Raw genomic sequence first — 17204 nt, forward strand, 5'->3', positions numbered from 1 at the left:
ACTGGTAAACCGGTCAACGAACGGGGTCGAGCATCCTCCGTCGTACCGCGGCGAGCAACGCGATTATGGTCGCACGCCGGTGCGACGAAGGGGCCGAGCCCGGTCGGTTGGCGACCCCTCCGAGCGCGTTCCCGACCGACCTCGACCGACCTCGACCCGACCGCCTCGGACCACCTTCGACCGCGGGGCCCGGCCGCGCCCCCGCGCCCGGCCGTCGCGGGCCGGGCGCCTCGGGCGGGCGCGACCGCGCGTGCGGACCGGACCTCACAGCCCGGCGAGCAACTCCCGCACGATGCCCAGGCCGTTGTGGGTGAGCACCGACTCCGGGTGGAACTGCACGCCCGCGAGCCGCATCCGGCTCGACCGCAGCGCGTGCACCTGTCCGCTCTCCGGGTCCGCGGCGAACTCGACGTTGGGTACGCCGCCGGCCGGCCGCACCGCCGCGAACGCGTTGTAGAAGCCGACCCGCTCCGGCCGGCCGAACAGGTCGATCTCGACCTGCTTGCCCTGATACGGCCGCGGCTTGCGGACCAGGTCCAGACCCAGCTCGTGTGCCAGGAGCTGATGCCCCAGGCAGACCGCGAGCAGCGGTCCGCCCGCGTCCAGGCGGGTGCGCAGCAGTGCTCCCATCAGCCGGATCTTGCGGTGTGCGGTGTCCCTGGGGTCGCCCGGGCCCGGGCCGAGCACGACCAGTTCGGCGGCGCGCACCCGGCGCGAGGTGACGTCGTCGTACGAGCGCGGTTCCACGTCCAGGCCGAGGGTGCGCAGCACGTGCGCGAGCATCGCGGTGAAGGTGTCCTCGCCGTCCACCACCAGCACCCGGCGGCCGGCCAGTTCCGGGGCGCGCAGCGCGCGCTCGTCCCGGGGCCGGAGCCAGAACGGCGCGAGCGCGCTGTTGCGCGCGGCCAACAGCGCGCCCACCTCGGGATCGGCCGCGAGCGCCGGGCCCGGCGCCCGCTCGGCGGCCGGCACCACACCGAGCGCGGCCAGCACCCCGGCCGCCTTGGCGTGCGTCTCGGCGACCTCGTCCTCGGGCCTGGAGTGCCGGACCAGGGTGGCGCCGGCGGGCACCCGCAGGCCGCCGTCGGGGGTGATGTACGCGGTCCGGATCAGGATCGGCGCGTCCAGCGTGCGCCGCCCCGCGTCGTCGCGCCCGATCAGCGCGAGCACGCCGGAGTAGTAGCCGCGCCCGGTCGGCTCGTGCCGGCGGATCACCCGGCACGCGTTCTCCAGCGGGCTCCCGGTCACCGTCGGCGCGAACATGGTGCCGCGCAGCACCGCGGCGACGTCGTGCGAGGTGATCCCGCGCAGCAGGTACTCGGTGTGCGTCAGGTGCCCCATCGGCTTGAGGAACGGGCCCTCGACCGCGCCGCCGAGGTCGCACACCGCGCTCATCATCTTGAGTTCCTCGTCGACGACCATGAACAGCTCGTCGATCTCCTTGGGATCGCGCAGGAACGCCATCAGCCCCTCGCGCGAGGGGCCCTCGGCCGGATGCCGGTAGGTCCCGCTGATCGGGTTCATCACCACCTCGCCGCCCACCGAGCTGACGTGCCGCTCGGGACTGGCGCCGAGCAGGGTGAGGTCGCCGGTGTGGATCAGGTAGGTCCAGTACGCGCCGCTCTCCCGGGTCAGCAGCCGGTGCAGCAGGGTGCCCGCGGAGGCCGGCGTGTACCCCTGGATGTGATCGCGGTAGTCGCGCCGGATGACGAAGTTGGCGCCCTCGCCGCGGCCGATCTCGTCCTCGATCACCCGCTTGACGATGGTGGCGTACGTCTCGTCGTCCACGTCGAAGCCGCCGCCGCGCAGTTCGACCGGCACCCGAGGCAGGGCCGCCAGCACCTCGTCCAGGGGGAGCAGGCGCTGCTCGGTGATCTTGAGGCAGCGCAGCGGCGTGCCGTCCTCGTGGTGCTCGAACCCGCGCTCGCGGATCTGCGCGTAGGGCACCAGGGCGAGCAGTTCGTGGCCGGGCCCGCCGGCGGCCGGCAGCGGCAGGTCGTCGAGGTCTCGGACGTCGACGATCTCGCCGGTGAGCAGTTCGACCTCGGCCGAGTGCTCGCGCCGGATCAGCGCGAAGGGCGGCGGGGCGTCGCGGAACAGCGGGGACAGGGCGTCGGCGGTGCGCATGGGTGCTCCTCGGTGGGGAAGAGACGCCCTCCCGACCGGGCGATCCGCCGGTTGTCCGCCCCGGCCGGGGAGGAGGTCCGCCCGGTCCGGGAAAAACGAAGGGCCGCCCTGCCGGGCGGCCGTCGGATCGTCAAGGTGATCGCGAAGTCAGTGGGCCGCCGCAGGGACGGGCCACCAGGAGCTCCGATGGAGATCGATCGTGATCACGGCCTCACCATATCGGGCGGGCCGAGTCGGCGTCTCGCTCTCCGGGCGGTGGAGTCAATCGGGTTGCCTCTCCGCTTAGTCTTGAGCGGTGACCCTGAACGACATCGAATCCTGGCGTACCCTCCCGGCGGCCCAACAGCCCGAGTGGCCGGACAACGAGGCCCTGGGCTCCGCCCTCGCGGACCTCCGCTCCTATCCGCCGCTCGTCTTCGCCGGCGAGTGCGACCAGCTTCGTGGTCGGCTCGCGTCGGTGGCGAAGGGCGAAGCGTTCCTGCTCCAGGGCGGCGACTGCGCGGAGACCTTCGTCGGCAACACCGCCGACGCGATCAAGAACAAGCTCAAGACGCTGCTCCAGATGGCCGTCGTGCTGACCTACGCGGCCTCGGTGCCGGTGGTCAAGGTCGGTCGCATGGCCGGTCAGTACTCCAAGCCGCGCTCCAGCGGCATGGAGACCCGCGACGGGGTGACCCTGCCCTCCTACCGGGGCGACGCGGTCAACGAGCTGGCCTTCACCGAGGCCGCGCGCACGCCGGACCCCGAGCGGCTCAAGCGCATGTACCACTCGTCCTCCGCGACGCTGAACCTGGTCCGCGCGTTCACCACGGGCGGTTACGCGGACCTGCGCCAGGTGCACGCGTGGAACCAGGACTTCGTCGCGCTCTCGCCCTCGGGCGAGCGCTACGAGCGGCTCGCGGCCGAGATCGACGGCGCGATGCGGTTCATGCACGCGTGCGGGACCGACCCCGAGGAATTCCGCACCGTGGAGTTCTACGCCAGCCACGAGGCGCTGATCCTGGACTACGAGGACGCGCTGACCCGGGTGGACTCGCGCACCGGCGACCTGTACGACGTCTCCGGTCACATGGTCTGGATCGGCGAGCGGACCCGGCAGCTCGACGGCGCGCACGTCGAGTTCGCCTCCCGGATCCGCAACCCGATCGGCGTCAAGCTCGGCCCGACCACCTCGCCCGAGGACGCGCTCGCGCTGATCGACAAGCTGGACCCGAACCGCGAGCCGGGCCGACTGACCTTCATCGTGCGGATGGGCGCGGGCAAGGTCCGGGACAACCTCCCGGCCCTGGTGGAGAAGGTGGCCGCGGCCGGCGCCCATCCGGTGTGGGTGTCCGATCCGATGCACGGCAACACGTTCGAGGCGTCCAGCGGGCACAAGACCCGTCGCTTCGACGACGTCCTCGACGAGGTCAAGGGCTTCTTCGAGGTGCACCGGGCGCTCGGTACCCACCCGGGCGGCATCCACGTCGAGCTCACCGGTGACGACGTCACCGAGTGCGTGGGCGGCGGCGACGAGATCTTCGTCGACGACCTGCACCAGCGCTACGAGACGGCGTGCGACCCGCGGCTGAACCGCAGCCAGTCGCTCGACCTGGCGTTCCTGGTCGCGGAGATGTACCGCAAGAGCTGACCGCGCGCGGATCACCACGATCGCCGAAGGGCGGACCCTCCCGGGGGTTCGCCCTTCGGCGCGTCTGTAATGCTGCCGCCATGACCTTCACGGACCTGCGCAGCGACACCGTCACCAAGCCCGGCCCCGCGATGCGCGCGGCGATGGCGAACGCCGAGGTCGGCGACGACGTGTACGCCGAGGACCCGACCGTCCGGGCGCTGGAGGAGTACGTCGCGGACCTGTTCGGGCACTCCTTCGCGCTGTTCGCCCCGACCGGGGTGATGGCCAATCAGCTCGCCGTGCGGCTGGCCGTGCCGCCGGGCGGCGAACTCGTCCTGGACGCCGACGCGCACATCGTCGCGCACGAGGACGCCGCGGCGTCCTGGCACGGCGGCGTGCAGACCCGGACCACGCTCAGCCCGCGCGGCCTGCTGGAGGTCGCCGACCTGGCCCGGCTGATCCGGATGGACAACCTGTACACCGTCGGCACCCGCATGGTCGCGGTCGAGCAGACGCACAACCGGGGCGGCGGCTCGGTGTACCCGCTGGATCGGCTGACCGCGATCCGCGACCTGGTGCGCGGGTACGAGCTGCCGCTGCACTGCGACGGCGCGCGGATCTGGAACGCGCACGTGGCGACCGGTACGCCGCTGCGGGCCTACGGGGCGCTGTTCGACACGCTCAGCGTGTGTCTGTCCAAGGGGTTGGGCGCGCCGGCCGGTTCGGTGGTGCTGCTGCCCGCCGGGTACGAGGCCGAGGCGCGCCGGATGCGGCACCGGATGGGCGGCGGGCTGCGCCAGGCGGGCATCCTGGCGGCGGGCGGCCTGTACGCGCTGAGGCACCACGTCGAGCGGCTGGCCGAGGACCACGAGCACGCGCGGGGGTTGGCCGGTCTGCTGCGGGACGCGGGCTTCGCGGTGGTCGACCCGGAGACCAACATCGTGCTGGTCGAACTGGGGGAGGGGCAGCCGGACGCGGCCGCGGTGGCGGAGCGCTGCCGTGCGGAGGGTGTGCTGGTGTCGGCGTTCGGGCCTCGGCTGCTCCGGCTGGTCACGCACATGGACGTGGACGCGGCCGGTTGCGCGCGTGCCGCGACGGCGATCGCGCAGGCGGCGAAGGGCTGAGCGGGGGGGCCGTCGATCAGGCGGCGGTGTGCCGGCGCAGCGGGACCACGTTGTCCGGCATGGCCGAGGCGGCGACCGTGGGCATCGGCAGGGGGACCGGCTCGGGGGCCGGGCCGGTCGCGCAGGGGGTCGCGCACGTCTCGGTCTCGCCGCACGATTCGCGCCGCCGGCGGCGCGACTCGTCGCGCGGCAACATCGCGGTGATGCTCTTGACGCAACGCCCGCAGTCGGTGCCGGCGCCGCCGCAGGACTGGGCTATCTCACGCATCGTGCGCGCGCCATCGGCAATCCGGTCGTTCACCTGTTTGTCGGTGACACCGAAACACATGCAGACGTACACGGAGATTTCCCCCCAGCGGCGAGGTTACTTAGGTAAGGGTAACCTCAGCGTTCGCCGGGGGGAATACCGGGTGATCGGTAACACAATCCGATCGGTTGCCCGATCGCATCCGGGAATGTCCCGAGCCGCCGGTCAGCTCTCGTTCGGCTGCTTGAGCAGGCCCGCGATGTAGAGCTGTTCGCCCACCTCGGAGAGCAGGGCGAGCTGAGTCTCCAGGTAGTCGACGTGCTCTTCCTCGTCGGCCAGGATGTCCTCGAAGATGTTGGCCGAGGTCACGTCGCCCTTCTCGCGCATCAACGGGATGCCGCGCCGCAGCCGCTCGACGGCCTCCATCTCCACCGCCAGGTCGGCGCGGAACATCTCCTCCAGGTTCTGGCCGATGCGCAGCGCGTTCAGTCGCTGGTAGTTCGGCAGGCCCTCGAGCATCAGGATGCGGTCGGTGAGCTTCTCGGCGTGCTTCATCTCGTCGATGGACTCGTGTCGGGTCCAGGCCGCGAGCTTGATGTAGCCCCGGTGCTCCTGCATCTTCGCGTGCAGGAAGTACTGGTTGATCGCGGTGAGCTCCGCCGTGAGCTGTTCGTTCAGGAGCTCGATGATCTGCGGGTCACTGTGCATCGCGACGCACCTTCCGGTGTGGGTGGGACACGGGGGAACCCCGAGCGCGCATGAGGCGGTTTTCCCTCGAATCCTGTCACTTTTGGTAGCTCATCCGCCACGAAGGGCAGCCTTGCCTTGCAATGTCGAACATGTCCCACCACGATCGGCCGGCCCGGCGTTCCCCCAGCACAGGACCGGATCGCACCCCGCACGCGGGGTGCGGGGCGCGCGGGGGCGGTCGTGAGTTGGTCGGGGCGTCTGGGACCATGTGAGGTATGGGGCATACGGAAGCGGCACAAGGTGGAACCGAGGCTCCGGACCGCGATCCGCGACTTCCGCCGGGCCAGCGAATCCAGCGCGGATGGCCCGTTCTGCACTACGGACCGGTCCCTCGGTTCAAGCCCGAGATATGGGACTTCCGCGTCTTCGGCGCGACCGCCTCGGGGGACAAGCACTGCTGGAACTACGACGAGTTCTCGGCGCTGCCGCACGACACCGTCGTCGCCGACTTCCACTGCGTGACCAAGTTCAGCATGCTCGGCAACGAGTGGAGCGGGCTGACCGTCGCCAAGCTGCTGGAGATCGCCCCGCCGGCGCCCGAGGTCACCCACGCGATGGTGTGGGCGGAGTACGGCTTCAGCTCGAACCTGCGCATGTTCGACTTCACGAACGACCAGACCATCCTGGCCACCCACCACAACGGCGAGCCGCTCACCGCCGAGCACGGGTTCCCGGTCCGGCTGATCGTGCCGCACCTGTACGCCTGGAAGGGCCCCAAGTGGGTGCGCGGGATCGAGTACATGGTGGCCGACAAGCGCGGCTTCTGGGAGGAGCGGGGCTACCACAACATCGGCGACCCGTGGCGGGAGCAGCGCTACTCCTATCAGGAGGAGAGCGGCGAGGGCCCGGCGCTGACCTGAGCCGTGCCCGCGGGCGAACGACCGAAGGCCCCGCTTCCCCGACGACGTGTCGGGGAAGCGGGGCCTTCGCGGTGCCGGGCTAGAAGTTCGAGATGAAGACCTCGCTGTTGCGCTTGACCATCGAACCCGCCGCCGGATCCTGCTTGCCGACGTTGGCCGGGATCAGCGGGATCATCCGGTTGTTCACCCGCAGCCCGACGGCCTGCAGCGCCCGGGCCGCGTCGTCCGGGTTCATCCCGGTCACCGGCGGCACCTGGACCAGGTCCGGCCCCTTGGACAACACCACGGTGATCCGGGTGCCGAAGGGCACGGTCGCGTTCGTACCCGGGGCGAAGGACATGATCCGGCCGACCGGCACGGTGTCCGAGAACTGCTGGGTCGGATCCACCTCGACGCTCACCCCGGTGGCCGGCTGGAACCTGGCCTTGGCCTCGTCCACGCTGAGCCCGGTCAGGTCCGGCACCACGGTGTCCGGGCCGCGACTGACCACCAGGGCCACCACGCTGTCCCGCTGGAGCTGCTCGCCGGCGGCCGGTTGGCTGCTCACCACGGTGCCGGGCGGCTTGCTGCTCGCGGTCTTGGTCTCGGTGCCGGGCTTGAGGCTCGCGTCGGCGAGCGCCTTCTTGGCGTCCTCGAGCTTCAGGTTCGCCAGCGCGGGCACCACGTGCCGCTCCGGGCCCTTGGACAGCTTGACCTTGACCTTCGAGCCGCTGAGCACGTTCTTGCCCGGGGCCGGATCGGTGGACAACACCGAGCCCTTGGCGATGATCTCGCTGAACTCCCCGTCGCCGACGTACTCGACCTTCAGGCCCGCGGACTTGAGTTTGCGCTCGGCGTCGGCCTGGGTCATGTTCAGCACACCCGGCACGTCGGAGTAGCGACCCGAGCCGTACCACCACGCACCGCCGCCGATCGCGGCGGCGACGAGCAGCACCACCGCGAGCACGATCATCCCGCGCGAGGGCCCGCGCCGGCGGCGCCGACCGGGCAGCTTGGGCTGCTGCGGATAGCCGCCGCCGGGAGTCTCGGTCGGGGGCGCGGCGGCCGGGGCGTACTCGTGGTGCTCCGCCGAATAGGGCTCGTCGTACGCGCTGCCGCCGTAGCGCGCCTGCTCGTCCTCCATCGAGTCCACGCTCAGTCCGAGCGGTGCCAGGTGCGGCGGCAACATCACCTCGGCCGCCCGGAACACGCTCGTGGCGTTGTCGTGGATCGGCTCGGGCGGCGGCGGCAGGCGCAGCGCCGCGCCGAAGTCCAGCTCCGCGTCCGGCATCGCGTGCCGGGTCCGGCGGACCAGGCCCAGCAGCGTCTCGGCGTCGTTCGGCCGCTGCTCCGGGTCGCGCACGGTGGCGGTACGCACCAGCGTGTCCAGCGCGTGCGACAGGCCCGGCACCGCGAGCGAGGGTGCCGGCACGTCCGCGTGCACATGCTTGTAGATCACCTCGACCGCCGTGGCGCCGTGGTGCGGCTGCCGGCCGGTGAGCATCTCATAGAGCACCACGCCCGCCGCGTACACGTCCGAGCGCGGGGTGGACTCGCCTCGCTCGACCTGCTCCGGCGCGAGGTAGGCGACCGTGCCGACCAGGACCTTGCCGGTCGCGGCGGTGGCGGTGGTGCTGGTCGCCCGGGCCAGCCCGAAGTCGCCGAGCTTGATCCCGCCGTCGTCGGAGATCAGCACGTTCTCCGGCTTGACGTCGCGGTGCACGAAGCCCGCCCGGTGCGCCGCGGACAGCGCCGCCAGCATCGGCTCCAGCACGCCGAACGCCTCACGCGGCGTCATGTTGCCCAGGTCCTGGAGCAATTCGCGCAGCGTGCGGCCCTCGACGTACTCCATCGCCAGATACGCGATCGCACCGTCGGTGCCCTGGTCGAAGACGTTGACCACGTTGGGATGCGACAACCGCGCCGCGGCCTTCGCCTCCAGGATGAACCGGCGGGTGAACTCCGGGTCCTGGGCAAGCCCGGCGTGCATCACCTTGAGGGCGACGGTGCGGTCGAGACGGGTGTCGAGAGCCCGGTACACAGTGGCCATGCCACCCGCGGCAACTCGGGCATCGACCCGGTATCGACCGTCGAGCAGCCGCCCGACGAGCGGATCGTTCAAGGTCGTGTCCATGTTCAGGAGTGTAGGGTCCACTGCCTTGTGGACGCCGACGGTCTTCCCCATGGTTCCCCGTCCGAGAAAAGCCGCACCGATCGTGCGGCCGGATCAGAAGGCGGGGTGCTCGGGGCTCGCCTCCAGCATGCCGGCCATCGGTGACGACGCGTGCGCGTGGTGTCGCATCGGGATCCGCCCGGCGCGGTACGCGAGCCGGCCGCCGTCCACCGCGTGCCGCATCGCCTCGGCCATCAACCGCGGCGACTGCGCCCGGGTGACCGCCGTGGCGAGCATCACCGCGTCGCAGCCCAGCTCCATCGCGAGCGCCGCGTCGGAGGCGGTGCCCAGGCCCGCGTCCAGCACCACCGGGACCTTGGCCTGCTCGGTGATCAGCCGGATGTTGTGCGGGTTGCGGATGCCCAGACCCGAACCGATCGGCGACCCGAGCGGCATCACCGCCACGCAGCCCACCTGCTCGAGCCGGCGCGCGAGCACCGGATCGTCGTTGGTGTACGCCAGCACCCGGAAGCCGTCGTCGACCAACCGTTCGGCGGCGTCCACGAGTTCCACCCCGTCCGGCAGCAACGTGCGCTCGTCGGCGACCACTTCGAGCTTGACCCAGTCGGTCTCCAGCGCCTCCCGGGCCAACCGCGCGGTCAGCACCGCCTCGCCCGAGGTGAAGCACCCGGCGGTATTCGGCAACACCCGGATTCCCAACCGGCGCAGCACGTCCAGCACCGAGCCCGCGGTGCCCGGATCCACCCGGCGCATCGCCACCGTGGTGATCTCGGTGCCGGACGCGATCAGCGCCTGCTCCAGGATCTCCAGGCTCGGCGCGCCACCGGTCCCGGTGATCAGCCGCGACGTGAAGGACTCGCCGCCGATCACCAGCTTGTCGTCGGCCATGCGGTCATCCTCCCTGGACGGCGGTCAGCACCTCGACGCGGCTGCCCGCGTCGAGCACGGTCTCGGCCCACGCGCCGCGCGGCACCACCGACTCGTCCACCGCGACCGCGACGCCCTTGGCGGCGGTGGTCAGCGTGGCCACGAGGTCGGCGACGGTGGTGCCGTCCGCGACGCGGCGCCGGTCGCCGTTGACGGAGACCTCGATGTCGTTCATGCCATCACCTCTCGGGCGGCGCTCGCGAAGCGGTCGGGCCCGAAGGGCTCGATGAGTTCGGGGGTGGTGCCGTGCGCGAGCGCCTCGGCCACGGTGTCGGCGGTGATCGGGGTGAGCAGGATGCCGTGCCGGTAGTGGCCGGTGGCCACCACCAGGCCGGCCAGCGCGGAGCGGCCCAGGATCGGCGCGTTGTCCGGGCTGCCGGGACGCAGCCCGGCGAGCGTCTCCACCAGCGGCAGTTCGGTGATGCCGGGGACGAGTTCGTGCGCGTCGCGCAGGAGTTCGTACACGCCGCCGGCGGTGACCTCGGTGTCGTGCCCGAGTTCGTGCTCGGTCGCGCCGATCACCAGTTCGCCGTCCGCGCGCGGCACCAGGTACATGCTGCCGCCCTTGACCACGCCCCGGACGTTGCGGGACAGCAGCGGCAGCAGGGCCGGCGGCACCCTCAGCCGCAGGATCTCGCCCTTGACCGGGCGCACCGGCGGGACCGCCTCCGGCGGCAGGCCGGGAATCAGCGCCGAACGGGCGCCCGCCGCGAGCAGCACCTGATCCGCGATCAGGTCGCGCCCGTCGGGCAACCGCACGCCGTACGCGCGCTCGTCGGCGACCAGGACACGCTCGACGCGCTCGCGGACGAAGCCGACGCCGGCCCGCGCGCAGGCCGCGAGCAGCGCCGCGACCAGCAGGCGGTTGTCGATCTGGTGGTCGTCCTCGACGTGCAGGCCGCCGGTGATCGCCGGGGACAACATCGGCTCGAGCCGGCGGCACTCGCGGCTGGTGAGCCAGGACGAGTGCAGGCCCAGCCGCCGCTGGTGGGCGTGCAGGTCCTTGAGGACGGCCCGGTCGTCCGCGTCCAGCGCGACCGCGATCGTGCCGCACGCGCGATAGCCCGAGGGCAGGCCCGCGGCCTCGGCCAGCTCGGCCGCGAACTCGGGGTAGCGCCGGGCCGATTCGATGCTCAGCCGGAGCAGGCTCTCCTCGCCGTACTGGAGTTCGGAGACGGGGGTGAGCATGCCGGCCGCGGCGTGCGAGGCGCCCGCACCGGGGGTCGGGTCGACCACGGTGACGGTCAGCCCGTACCGGGTGCGCGCGCGCCACGCGACGGACAGCCCGGCGACGCCCGCGCCGACCACCACGACGTCGGTGGTGGGGATGGTGGACATGGTGAGGGGAACTCCCTTCGCCGGTATGACCCGGATCAGGTTCGGACGGTCGGGGGCTCGCAGCCCCCCTCTCAGCCCGGTCTCACCGGGCTCCCGTGACCTCTCCACACTACGACACCGGTTTCGCGTGCCCCGGGGTGCCCGAGTGCGCCCGAGATGTCCTTGACTGAGTCAAGACCCTGCTCGTCGGCCGCGCCGGGTCGCGTCGTAGGGTGCCCCGCATGGACAACGTGCTCGTCGTGGGTGCCGGCATGGCCGGCCTGCAAACCGTGGTGGCGCTGCGGGACCAGGGGTACGCCGGGCGCGTCACCCTGCTCGGCGCCGAGGCGCACGCGCCGTACGACCGGCCGCCGTTGTCGAAGGAGGTGCTCGCGGGCAAGACCGACGACACGTCCTTCGAGGCGGACTGGGCCGCGCTGGAGACCGAGGTGCTGTTCGGCCGGACCGCGACGGGACTGCGCCCGGGCGCGGTGGACACCGACGCGGGACCGGTCGCCTTCGACCGGCTGGTGATCGCGACCGGCTCGCGCGTGCTCGACCTGCCCGGCGCGGGCGAGGTGCCCGGCGTGCACGTGCTGCGCACCATCGACGACGCCCGCGCGCTGCGCGCCGCGCTGGTGCCCGGCGCGCACGTGGTGATCGTCGGCGCGGGCTGGATCGGCGCCGAGGTGGCCACCGCCGCGGCCGCCGCCGGCTGCCCGACCACCGTGGTCGAGGCCCTGCACACCCCGCTCGCCGGCCCCTTCCCCGACGCCATCGGCGAACGGTTCGTGCCGTGGTACGCCGAGGCCGGCGTGGAACTGCTGCTGGGCGCGCGGGTGGATCGCCTGGAGCCGGGCGCGGTACACCTGACCGACGGCCGCCGGCTGCGCGCGGACGCGATCGTGGTCGGCATCGGGGTGCGCCCGGCCACCGAGTGGCTGGCCGGCTCCGGCGTGGCCGTCAACGACCGCGGCTTCGTCGAGGTGGACGACCACCTGGCCACCTCGGTGCCCGGGGTGTACGCGGTCGGCGACTGCGTGGACTTCCCGTCCGCCCGCTACGGCACCCGGATGAACGTCGAGCACTGGGACAACGCGCTCCAGGCACCGCGCGTGCTGGTGGCCAACCTGCTCGGCGGCGACCAGGCGTACGACCCGGTCCCGTACTTCTGGTCCGACCAGTTCGGCCGGATGGTCCAGTACGTCGGCCGGCACGGCGCGGGCGACGAGCTGGTCTTCCGCGGCGCGGGCGAGGACGGCAAGTGGGCCGCGGGCTGGTTCGCCGGCGACCGGCTGACGGCGCTGCTCGCCGTCGCCCGGCCGCGTGACCTGGCCCAGGGCCGCAAGCTCGTGCAACTGGGCACACCGGTGGACCGGGAGCGGTTCGCCGACCCCGAGAACCCGCTCAAGTCGGTGGCGCGCTGACCGCGGCCGGGCCACGCGGTGCCGCGCCGGGCCGGGCGCCGGGCGTCCGGCCCGGGCGCGGAACCTAAACTTGGCCGGGTGAGTGAGATCGACGCCAAAACAGAAGCCCTCGTCCCCGCCTGGGTGACACTCCCCGACATCGCCGAGATCCTCGGCGTGGACATCCTGAAGGTCCGGCAGCAACTCAAGGAGCGCAAGTTCCTGGCCGTGCGCCGCGGCGAGCACCGGGCCCTCCAGGTACCCGCCGACTTCTTCCAGGACGGCAACATCGTCAAGGGCCTGGTCGGCACGCTGACCCTGCTCGCGGACTCCGGCTTCACCGACGAGGAGGCGCTGGAGTGGCTGTTCACCGCGGACGACACGCTCCCGGGCACGCCGGTGCAGGCGCTCCAGGAGAACCGGATGACCGAGGTGCGTCGCCGCGCCCAGGCGCTGGCGATCTGAGGCCGGGCCGATGACGAGCCGACAGGAACGGCTGGCCGCCGCACGCCTGTACCTGTGCACCGACGCGCGCGAGCGCCAGGGCGACCTGCCCGAGTTCCTGGACGCGGTCCTGGGCGCGGGCGTGGACATCGTGCAACTGCGGCAGAAGGGTCTGGAGGCCCGACCCGAACTCGAATACCTCCAGGTGTTCGCGGACGCGTGCCGCCGACACGGCACACTGCTCGCGGTCAACGACCGCGCGGACGTCGCGCACGCGATCGGCCCCGACGTGCTGCACCTGGGACAGGACGACCTGCCCGTCCCGGCGGCCCGCGCGATCGTCGGCGGCGACGTGCTGATCGGCCGGTCCACACACGCCGAGGCCGAGGTGGACGCGGCGATCTCCGAGCCCGGGGTGGACTACTTCTGCACCGGGCCGGTCTGGCCCACCCCGACCAAGCCGGGCCGACCCGCGCCGGGCCTGGACCTGGTCCGCTACACCGCCGCGCTGCGCCCGACCCGGCCGTGGTTCGCGATCGGCGGCATCGACCCGGACAACCTGGACGAGGTGCTGGCCGCGGGCGCCGACCGCGTGGTGGTCGTACGCGCGATCACCGAGGCCGCGGACCCGGCGAAGGCGACGGCGGAGTTCGTTCGGCGACTCGCCGAGCGCTGACCCCGGCGCGCGCGAGACGGCGTGACAATATCCGGCTATGTCCGGTTCCCGGCGGCGCGGCCTCGTCGTCGTCACGCTGCTCGCGCTCGTCGCCGCGCTCGCGTTGGCCTTCGCGCTCACCCGGGACGACGGCGACGGCGACGGCGGCACCCGCGCGAGCGCGCCGCCCACCACGGCGACCATCCGCACCGGCGCGACCGCCTTCCCACCGGTCGAGTCCACCTCCGCGCGCCCCGACTGGGTGCCCGCCGGGATGCGCACCGTCGCCGCGGCGCGGCTGCCGGCCGAGGCCCGCGAGACGCTGCGCCTGATCGCGGCGGGCGGGCCGTTCCCGTACAGCCGCGACGGCGTCGTCTTCGGCAACCGGGAGAAACTGCTGCCGGCCGAGCCCGACGGGTACTACCGCGAGTACACGGTCCGCACGCCGGGCGCCGCCGATCGCGGCGCGCGCCGGATCGTCGCGGGCAAGAACACCGAGCGCTTCTACAGCGACGACCACTACGCGAGCTTCGCGGCCGTGCTGCCCTGAGCGGGTGCGCGGCGGCTCGGACGGGTGGGTCGGACGGGTGGGTCGGCTCGGACGGGTGGGCGCCGGCACCGGCCCTGGGCCGATCGGGTGGTTGGCCTCGCGGATGGCGTATTCCGGCCGGACCGGGCGGAGCGAGCGGCCAGACTGCCGAGATGGACACACCCGACGTTCGATGTCGTCCGGGGTCCGCAGAGGATGCCCACGACCACGACCTGCCGCACCCCGCGACGGCGCCGACCACCTCGACGACGCCGGCCACCTCGACGGACCCGGCGAAGCCGTCGGTCCCCGGGCCCAGAGTCGCCGCCGAACACGCGCGGTCGCGCCCGGGCGCGACACCCGACGGCGGCGCCGCGCTGCTGTTCCCGCTGTTCGTGCTCGCCGCGATGATCGGCGGGATCTACCTGCTCGGCCGCAACCCGCCACAGGCACTGCTCGAGGCCGACGAGACGCACGGCCCGCACCCCTCCCGGGGCCGGGCGGCCGAGCCGGAGCGGCCCCGCCCCGCGGCGCTGGGCTCCCCGTTCGCGGTCGGCGCCGCGGCGCACGCCGAACTAGACGCTGCGCACGGTGGCGGCGTCGGCCAGCTCCCGCAGCACTTCGCGCGCGTCGCCGGCGATCGGCGCGACGGCCAGGGCGGCGAGGGCCCGCTCGGTCAGCTCGGTGATCATCGTCTCCACGTCGGCGAGCGCGCCGGTGTCCTCGATCACCGCGCGCAATTCCTTGACCCCGGTGTCGCTCAACGCGGGATCCCCGAGCAGCGCGGTCAATATCTCGGCCTGCGCGGCGTCGGCCCGCTCGCCGGCGAGCGCCAGCAGCACGGTGCGCTTGCCCTCGCGCAGGTCGTCGCCGGCGGGCTTGCCGGTCCGCTCGGGGTCACCGAAGACGCCGAGCACGTCGTCGCGGAGCTGGAACGCCTCACCGAGCGGGAGCCCGTACGCGGAGTAGGCGTCCAGGGCGGCCCGGTCGGCTCCGGCCAGCGCGGCACCCACGTGCAGGGGCCGCTCGATCGTGTACTTGGCGGACTTGAACCGCATCACGCGCCGTGAGCGCTCGACCGAGCCGCCGCCCATCGCCTGCTCCAGCACGTCGAGGTACTGGCCCGCCATCACCTCGGTGCGCATCACGTCGAACAACGGCTTGGCCGCGCGCAGCGCCCGGTCGTCCACGCCGCTCGCGCCGAACATCTCGTCGCACCAGGACAGACACAGGTCGCCGAGCAGGATCGCCGCCGCCGAGCCGAACGACTCGCCCGAGCCGACCCAGCCGCTCGCCGCGTGCAGGCCCTCGAACCGGCGGTGCACCGCGGGCTTGCCGCGCCGGGTGTCGCTGCTGTCCATCAGGTCGTCGTGGATCAGCGCGCTGGCCTGGAGCAGTTCCAGCGCGGTGGCCGCGCGCACGATCGCGGCGTCCTCCGCGTCCGGTCCCGCGATACCGCGCCAGCCCCAGTAGCAAAAGCCCGGCCGCAGCCGCTTGCCGCCGTCGAGCACGAAGTCGCTCAGCGCCGCGGTGACCGGGACCATGCCCTCGCCCACGTCGGCGAGCACCTCGGCCTGACGGTCCATGAACTCGCCCAGCGCGGCATTGACGCGCTGCCGCAGGCCGTCCCGGTCCAGGGGGTGTACGGGGAAGGAATCGGCAGCCATGGAGTCTTCCGTCGAGGGCGATGAAACGGTGGGGAAGTACGGGGCAGCCTAACTTGCGCCCGGTCCGGCCATCCGGAGCAGCCCGGCCGTCTCGCGGAGTGGGAAGCCGTTCTCGCCCGCGGGACCGCCGGATAACCTGCGTACATGTCTCTCGGTGCCGCATCCACTCGGATCAGTCGAACCCCCGCCATTCGCGATCTGCTCGCGAGCGGCACCCGGTCCTTCTCGTTCGAGTTCATGCCACCCAGGAGCGAGAAGGGCACCCGCACACTGTGGGAGGCCATCCGTCGGGTCGAGGCGCTGGCGCCGACCTTCGTCTCGGTCACCTACGGCGCGGGCGGCTCCAGCCGGGGCATGACCGTGGACACCACCGAGCGGATCGCCACCGAGACCACGCTCACCCCCGTGGGCCACCTGACCGCGGTCGGGCACACCCGCGCCGAGCTGCGCAACATCATCGGGCAGTACGCCGACGCGGGCGTGCGCAACGTGCTCGCGCTGCGCGGCGACCCGCCCGGCGACCCGAAGGGCGAGTGGGTCGCCCACCCGGACGGCTTCACCTACGCGATCGAGCTGGTCGAGCTGCTGCGCGCGTCCGGCGACTTCTGCGTGGGCGTCGCGGCTTTCCCGGAGATGCACCCGCGTTCGACGAACTGGGAAGAGGACATCCGGCACTTCGTGGCCAAGTGCCGGGCCGGCGCCGACTACGCGATCACCCAGATGTTCTTCTCGGTCGAGGACTACCTGCGGCTGCGCGACCGGGTCGCGGCGGCCGGCTGCGAGATCCCGATCATTCCCGAGGTGATGCCGGTCACCAGCCCGACCACGCTGGTGCGGGCGGACGAGCTGAGCGGCTGCAGGGTGCCGGCCGAGCTGGCGGCGGCGGTCGAGGCGGTCGCCGACGACCGGGCCGCGGTGCGCGCGATCGGCGTGGAGTACGCGACCCGGATGTCCGAGCGGCTGCTCGCCGAGGGCGCGCCGGGACTGCACTTCATCACCCTCAACCGATCCACGGCGACCACCGAGATCTACCAGAACCTCGGGCTTCACGAAGGCGGCTGATCCGGTTCGGCCCCAACGACCGGTTCACCCTTTAGGGTGAGACAACGCGCCGGTAACGAAGGGATCTACCGTGCAGCTCGGCCTGGTGGTGCTCTACATCCTGTTCGTGCCGATCGGGCTGTGGTTGCTGACCGAGGTGCTGTGGCAGCACGGCGCGCCGTTCCGCTACCGCGTGCTCGCCTTCGTCGGCTTCGTCGGCGTGGCCGCGGGCGTGGGGATCAAGAACCCGGTGCTGGTCGGCATCGGCGTGTTCTGCTTCGCCGTCGGCCAGTTCCTGACCACGCGCTACGTGCGCAAGGCCTACCACCACGGCTGGACGGTCAGCGGCCGGCGCCCGAAGGGTCGCCGCGCCAAGGCCCGCTGA

The 17204-nt window shown here is 72.5% G+C and carries 17 protein-coding genes and 1 riboswitch; of the genes, 9 read left to right on the plus strand and 8 right to left on the minus strand.

Annotation, left to right across the window (positions count from 1 at the left end; translation table 11 throughout):
• Positions 1-264 precede the first annotated feature (264 nt).
• The gene (locus ACWCPW_RS25870) at positions 265-2127 is read right to left on the minus strand and encodes an anthranilate synthase family protein (protein ID WP_449763981.1); all 1863 of its coding nucleotides are present in this window, start codon (positions 2125-2127) and stop codon (positions 265-267) included.
• A gap of 295 nt (positions 2128-2422) precedes the next feature.
• On the opposite strand from ACWCPW_RS25870, the gene ACWCPW_RS25875 reads away from it, so the two are divergent.
• Positions 2423-3757 (plus strand): class II 3-deoxy-7-phosphoheptulonate synthase, encoded by a 1335-nt coding sequence (locus ACWCPW_RS25875; protein ID WP_449763982.1) that lies wholly within the window; start codon positions 2423-2425, stop codon positions 3755-3757.
• Positions 3758-3837: 80 nt separating this feature from the next.
• Positions 3838-4863, plus strand: coding sequence for a threonine aldolase family protein (locus ACWCPW_RS25880; RefSeq protein WP_449763983.1), 1026 nt, complete (start codon positions 3838-3840; stop codon positions 4861-4863).
• A 16-nt stretch (positions 4864-4879) separates the two neighbouring features.
• Here ACWCPW_RS25880 and ACWCPW_RS25885 read toward each other — a convergent pair whose 3' ends face one another.
• Positions 4880-5191 carry a (2Fe-2S)-binding protein gene (locus tag ACWCPW_RS25885; RefSeq protein ID WP_449764061.1) on the minus strand — a complete coding sequence of 104 codons (312 nt, stop codon included), beginning with the start codon at positions 5189-5191 and terminating at the stop codon, positions 4880-4882.
• 144 nt (positions 5192-5335) lie between these two features.
• A complete protein-coding gene (gene bfr / locus ACWCPW_RS25890; RefSeq protein WP_449763984.1) occupies positions 5336-5818 on the minus strand; it encodes a bacterioferritin in 483 nt (160 codons plus the stop codon).
• Between the two features lie 257 nt (positions 5819-6075).
• Here bfr and ACWCPW_RS25895 point away from each other — a divergent pair, with 257 nt between their 5' ends.
• Positions 6076-6720: a sulfite oxidase-like oxidoreductase gene (locus tag ACWCPW_RS25895; RefSeq protein WP_449763985.1), complete on the plus strand. Its 645-nt coding sequence runs from the start codon at positions 6076-6078 to the stop codon at positions 6718-6720.
• 79 nt (positions 6721-6799) lie between these two features.
• Here ACWCPW_RS25895 and pknB read toward each other — a convergent pair whose 3' ends face one another.
• The 4 genes from pknB to thiO all read right to left on the minus strand — a co-directional run bounded on the left by pknB (position 6800) and on the right by thiO (position 11098).
• Entirely contained in the window at positions 6800-8833 is a 2034-nt protein-coding gene (gene pknB / locus ACWCPW_RS25900; protein ID WP_449763986.1) for a Stk1 family PASTA domain-containing Ser/Thr kinase, read from the minus strand.
• Positions 8834-8926: 93 nt separating this feature from the next.
• Positions 8927-9721 carry a thiazole synthase gene (locus tag ACWCPW_RS25905; RefSeq protein WP_449763987.1) on the minus strand — a complete coding sequence of 265 codons (795 nt, stop codon included), beginning with the start codon at positions 9719-9721 and terminating at the stop codon, positions 8927-8929.
• A gap of 4 nt (positions 9722-9725) precedes the next feature.
• Positions 9726-9935 (minus strand): sulfur carrier protein ThiS, encoded by a 210-nt coding sequence (gene thiS / locus ACWCPW_RS25910; RefSeq protein WP_406295800.1) that lies wholly within the window; start codon positions 9933-9935, stop codon positions 9726-9728.
• Positions 9932-11098 carry a glycine oxidase ThiO gene (thiO, locus tag ACWCPW_RS25915; protein ID WP_449763988.1) on the minus strand — a complete coding sequence of 389 codons (1167 nt, stop codon included), beginning with the start codon at positions 11096-11098 and terminating at the stop codon, positions 9932-9934. The genes thiS and thiO overlap by 4 nt, the downstream gene beginning before the upstream one ends.
• Positions 11094-11205, minus strand: a riboswitch (TPP riboswitch). Its footprint overlaps the gene before it by 5 nt.
• Before the next feature lie 114 nt (positions 11206-11319).
• Here thiO and ACWCPW_RS25920 point away from each other — a divergent pair.
• From ACWCPW_RS25920 to ACWCPW_RS25935, 4 genes are all read left to right on the plus strand, one after another.
• On the plus strand, positions 11320-12504 hold the full coding sequence (locus ACWCPW_RS25920) for an NAD(P)/FAD-dependent oxidoreductase (protein WP_449763989.1): 1185 nt from the start codon (positions 11320-11322) through the stop codon (positions 12502-12504).
• A gap of 78 nt (positions 12505-12582) precedes the next feature.
• Positions 12583-12948, plus strand: a complete 366-nt coding sequence (locus ACWCPW_RS25925) for an Rv2175c family DNA-binding protein (protein ID WP_395862385.1) — start codon at positions 12583-12585, stop codon at positions 12946-12948.
• 10 nt (positions 12949-12958) lie between these two features.
• Entirely contained in the window at positions 12959-13603 is a 645-nt protein-coding gene (gene thiE, locus ACWCPW_RS25930; RefSeq protein ID WP_449763990.1) for a thiamine phosphate synthase, read from the plus strand.
• Between the two features lie 37 nt (positions 13604-13640).
• Positions 13641-14132: a ribonuclease domain-containing protein gene (locus tag ACWCPW_RS25935; RefSeq protein WP_449763991.1), complete on the plus strand. Its 492-nt coding sequence runs from the start codon at positions 13641-13643 to the stop codon at positions 14130-14132.
• A gap of 554 nt (positions 14133-14686) precedes the next feature.
• Here ACWCPW_RS25935 and ACWCPW_RS25940 read toward each other — a convergent pair.
• A complete protein-coding gene (locus ACWCPW_RS25940; RefSeq protein ID WP_449763992.1) occupies positions 14687-15778 on the minus strand; it encodes a polyprenyl synthetase family protein in 1092 nt (363 codons plus the stop codon).
• Positions 15779-15922: 144 nt separating this feature from the next.
• Here ACWCPW_RS25940 and metF point away from each other — a divergent pair, with 144 nt between their 5' ends.
• Entirely contained in the window at positions 15923-16840 is a 918-nt protein-coding gene (gene metF / locus ACWCPW_RS25945) for a methylenetetrahydrofolate reductase [NAD(P)H] (RefSeq protein ID WP_449763993.1), read from the plus strand.
• Positions 16841-16910: 70 nt separating this feature from the next.
• Positions 16911-17204 carry a hypothetical protein gene (locus ACWCPW_RS25950; RefSeq protein ID WP_395862395.1) on the plus strand — a complete coding sequence of 98 codons (294 nt, stop codon included), beginning with the start codon at positions 16911-16913 and terminating at the stop codon, positions 17202-17204.

The organism is Embleya sp. NPDC001921, assembly GCF_053594475.1.

Bases quoted from the DNA above. Each gene is read 5' to 3' on its own strand.
- thiO (WP_449763988.1), bottom strand. From the start codon at position 11,098: ATGTCCACCATCCCCACCACCGACGTCGTGGTGGTCGGCGCGGGCGTC.
- ACWCPW_RS25935 (WP_449763991.1), top strand. From the start codon at position 13,641: ATGTCCGGTTCCCGGCGGCGCGGCCTCGTCGTCGTCACGCTGCTCGCG.
- ACWCPW_RS25885 (WP_449764061.1), bottom strand. From the start codon at position 5,191: ATGTGTTTCGGTGTCACCGACAAACAGGTGAACGACCGGATTGCCGAT.
- thiS (WP_406295800.1), bottom strand. From the start codon at position 9,935: ATGAACGACATCGAGGTCTCCGTCAACGGCGACCGGCGCCGCGTCGCG.
- ACWCPW_RS25940 (WP_449763992.1), bottom strand. From the start codon at position 15,778: ATGGCTGCCGATTCCTTCCCCGTACACCCCCTGGACCGGGACGGCCTG.
- pknB (WP_449763986.1), bottom strand. From the start codon at position 8,833: ATGGACACGACCTTGAACGATCCGCTCGTCGGGCGGCTGCTCGACGGT.
- ACWCPW_RS25920 (WP_449763989.1), top strand. From the start codon at position 11,320: ATGGACAACGTGCTCGTCGTGGGTGCCGGCATGGCCGGCCTGCAAACC.
- metF (WP_449763993.1), top strand. From the start codon at position 15,923: ATGTCTCTCGGTGCCGCATCCACTCGGATCAGTCGAACCCCCGCCATT.
- bfr (WP_449763984.1), bottom strand. From the start codon at position 5,818: ATGCACAGTGACCCGCAGATCATCGAGCTCCTGAACGAACAGCTCACG.
- ACWCPW_RS25880 (WP_449763983.1), top strand. From the start codon at position 3,838: ATGACCTTCACGGACCTGCGCAGCGACACCGTCACCAAGCCCGGCCCC.
- thiE (WP_449763990.1), top strand. From the start codon at position 12,959: ATGACGAGCCGACAGGAACGGCTGGCCGCCGCACGCCTGTACCTGTGC.
- ACWCPW_RS25895 (WP_449763985.1), top strand. From the start codon at position 6,076: ATGGGGCATACGGAAGCGGCACAAGGTGGAACCGAGGCTCCGGACCGC.
- ACWCPW_RS25870 (WP_449763981.1), bottom strand. From the start codon at position 2,127: ATGCGCACCGCCGACGCCCTGTCCCCGCTGTTCCGCGACGCCCCGCCG.
- ACWCPW_RS25905 (WP_449763987.1), bottom strand. From the start codon at position 9,721: ATGGCCGACGACAAGCTGGTGATCGGCGGCGAGTCCTTCACGTCGCGG.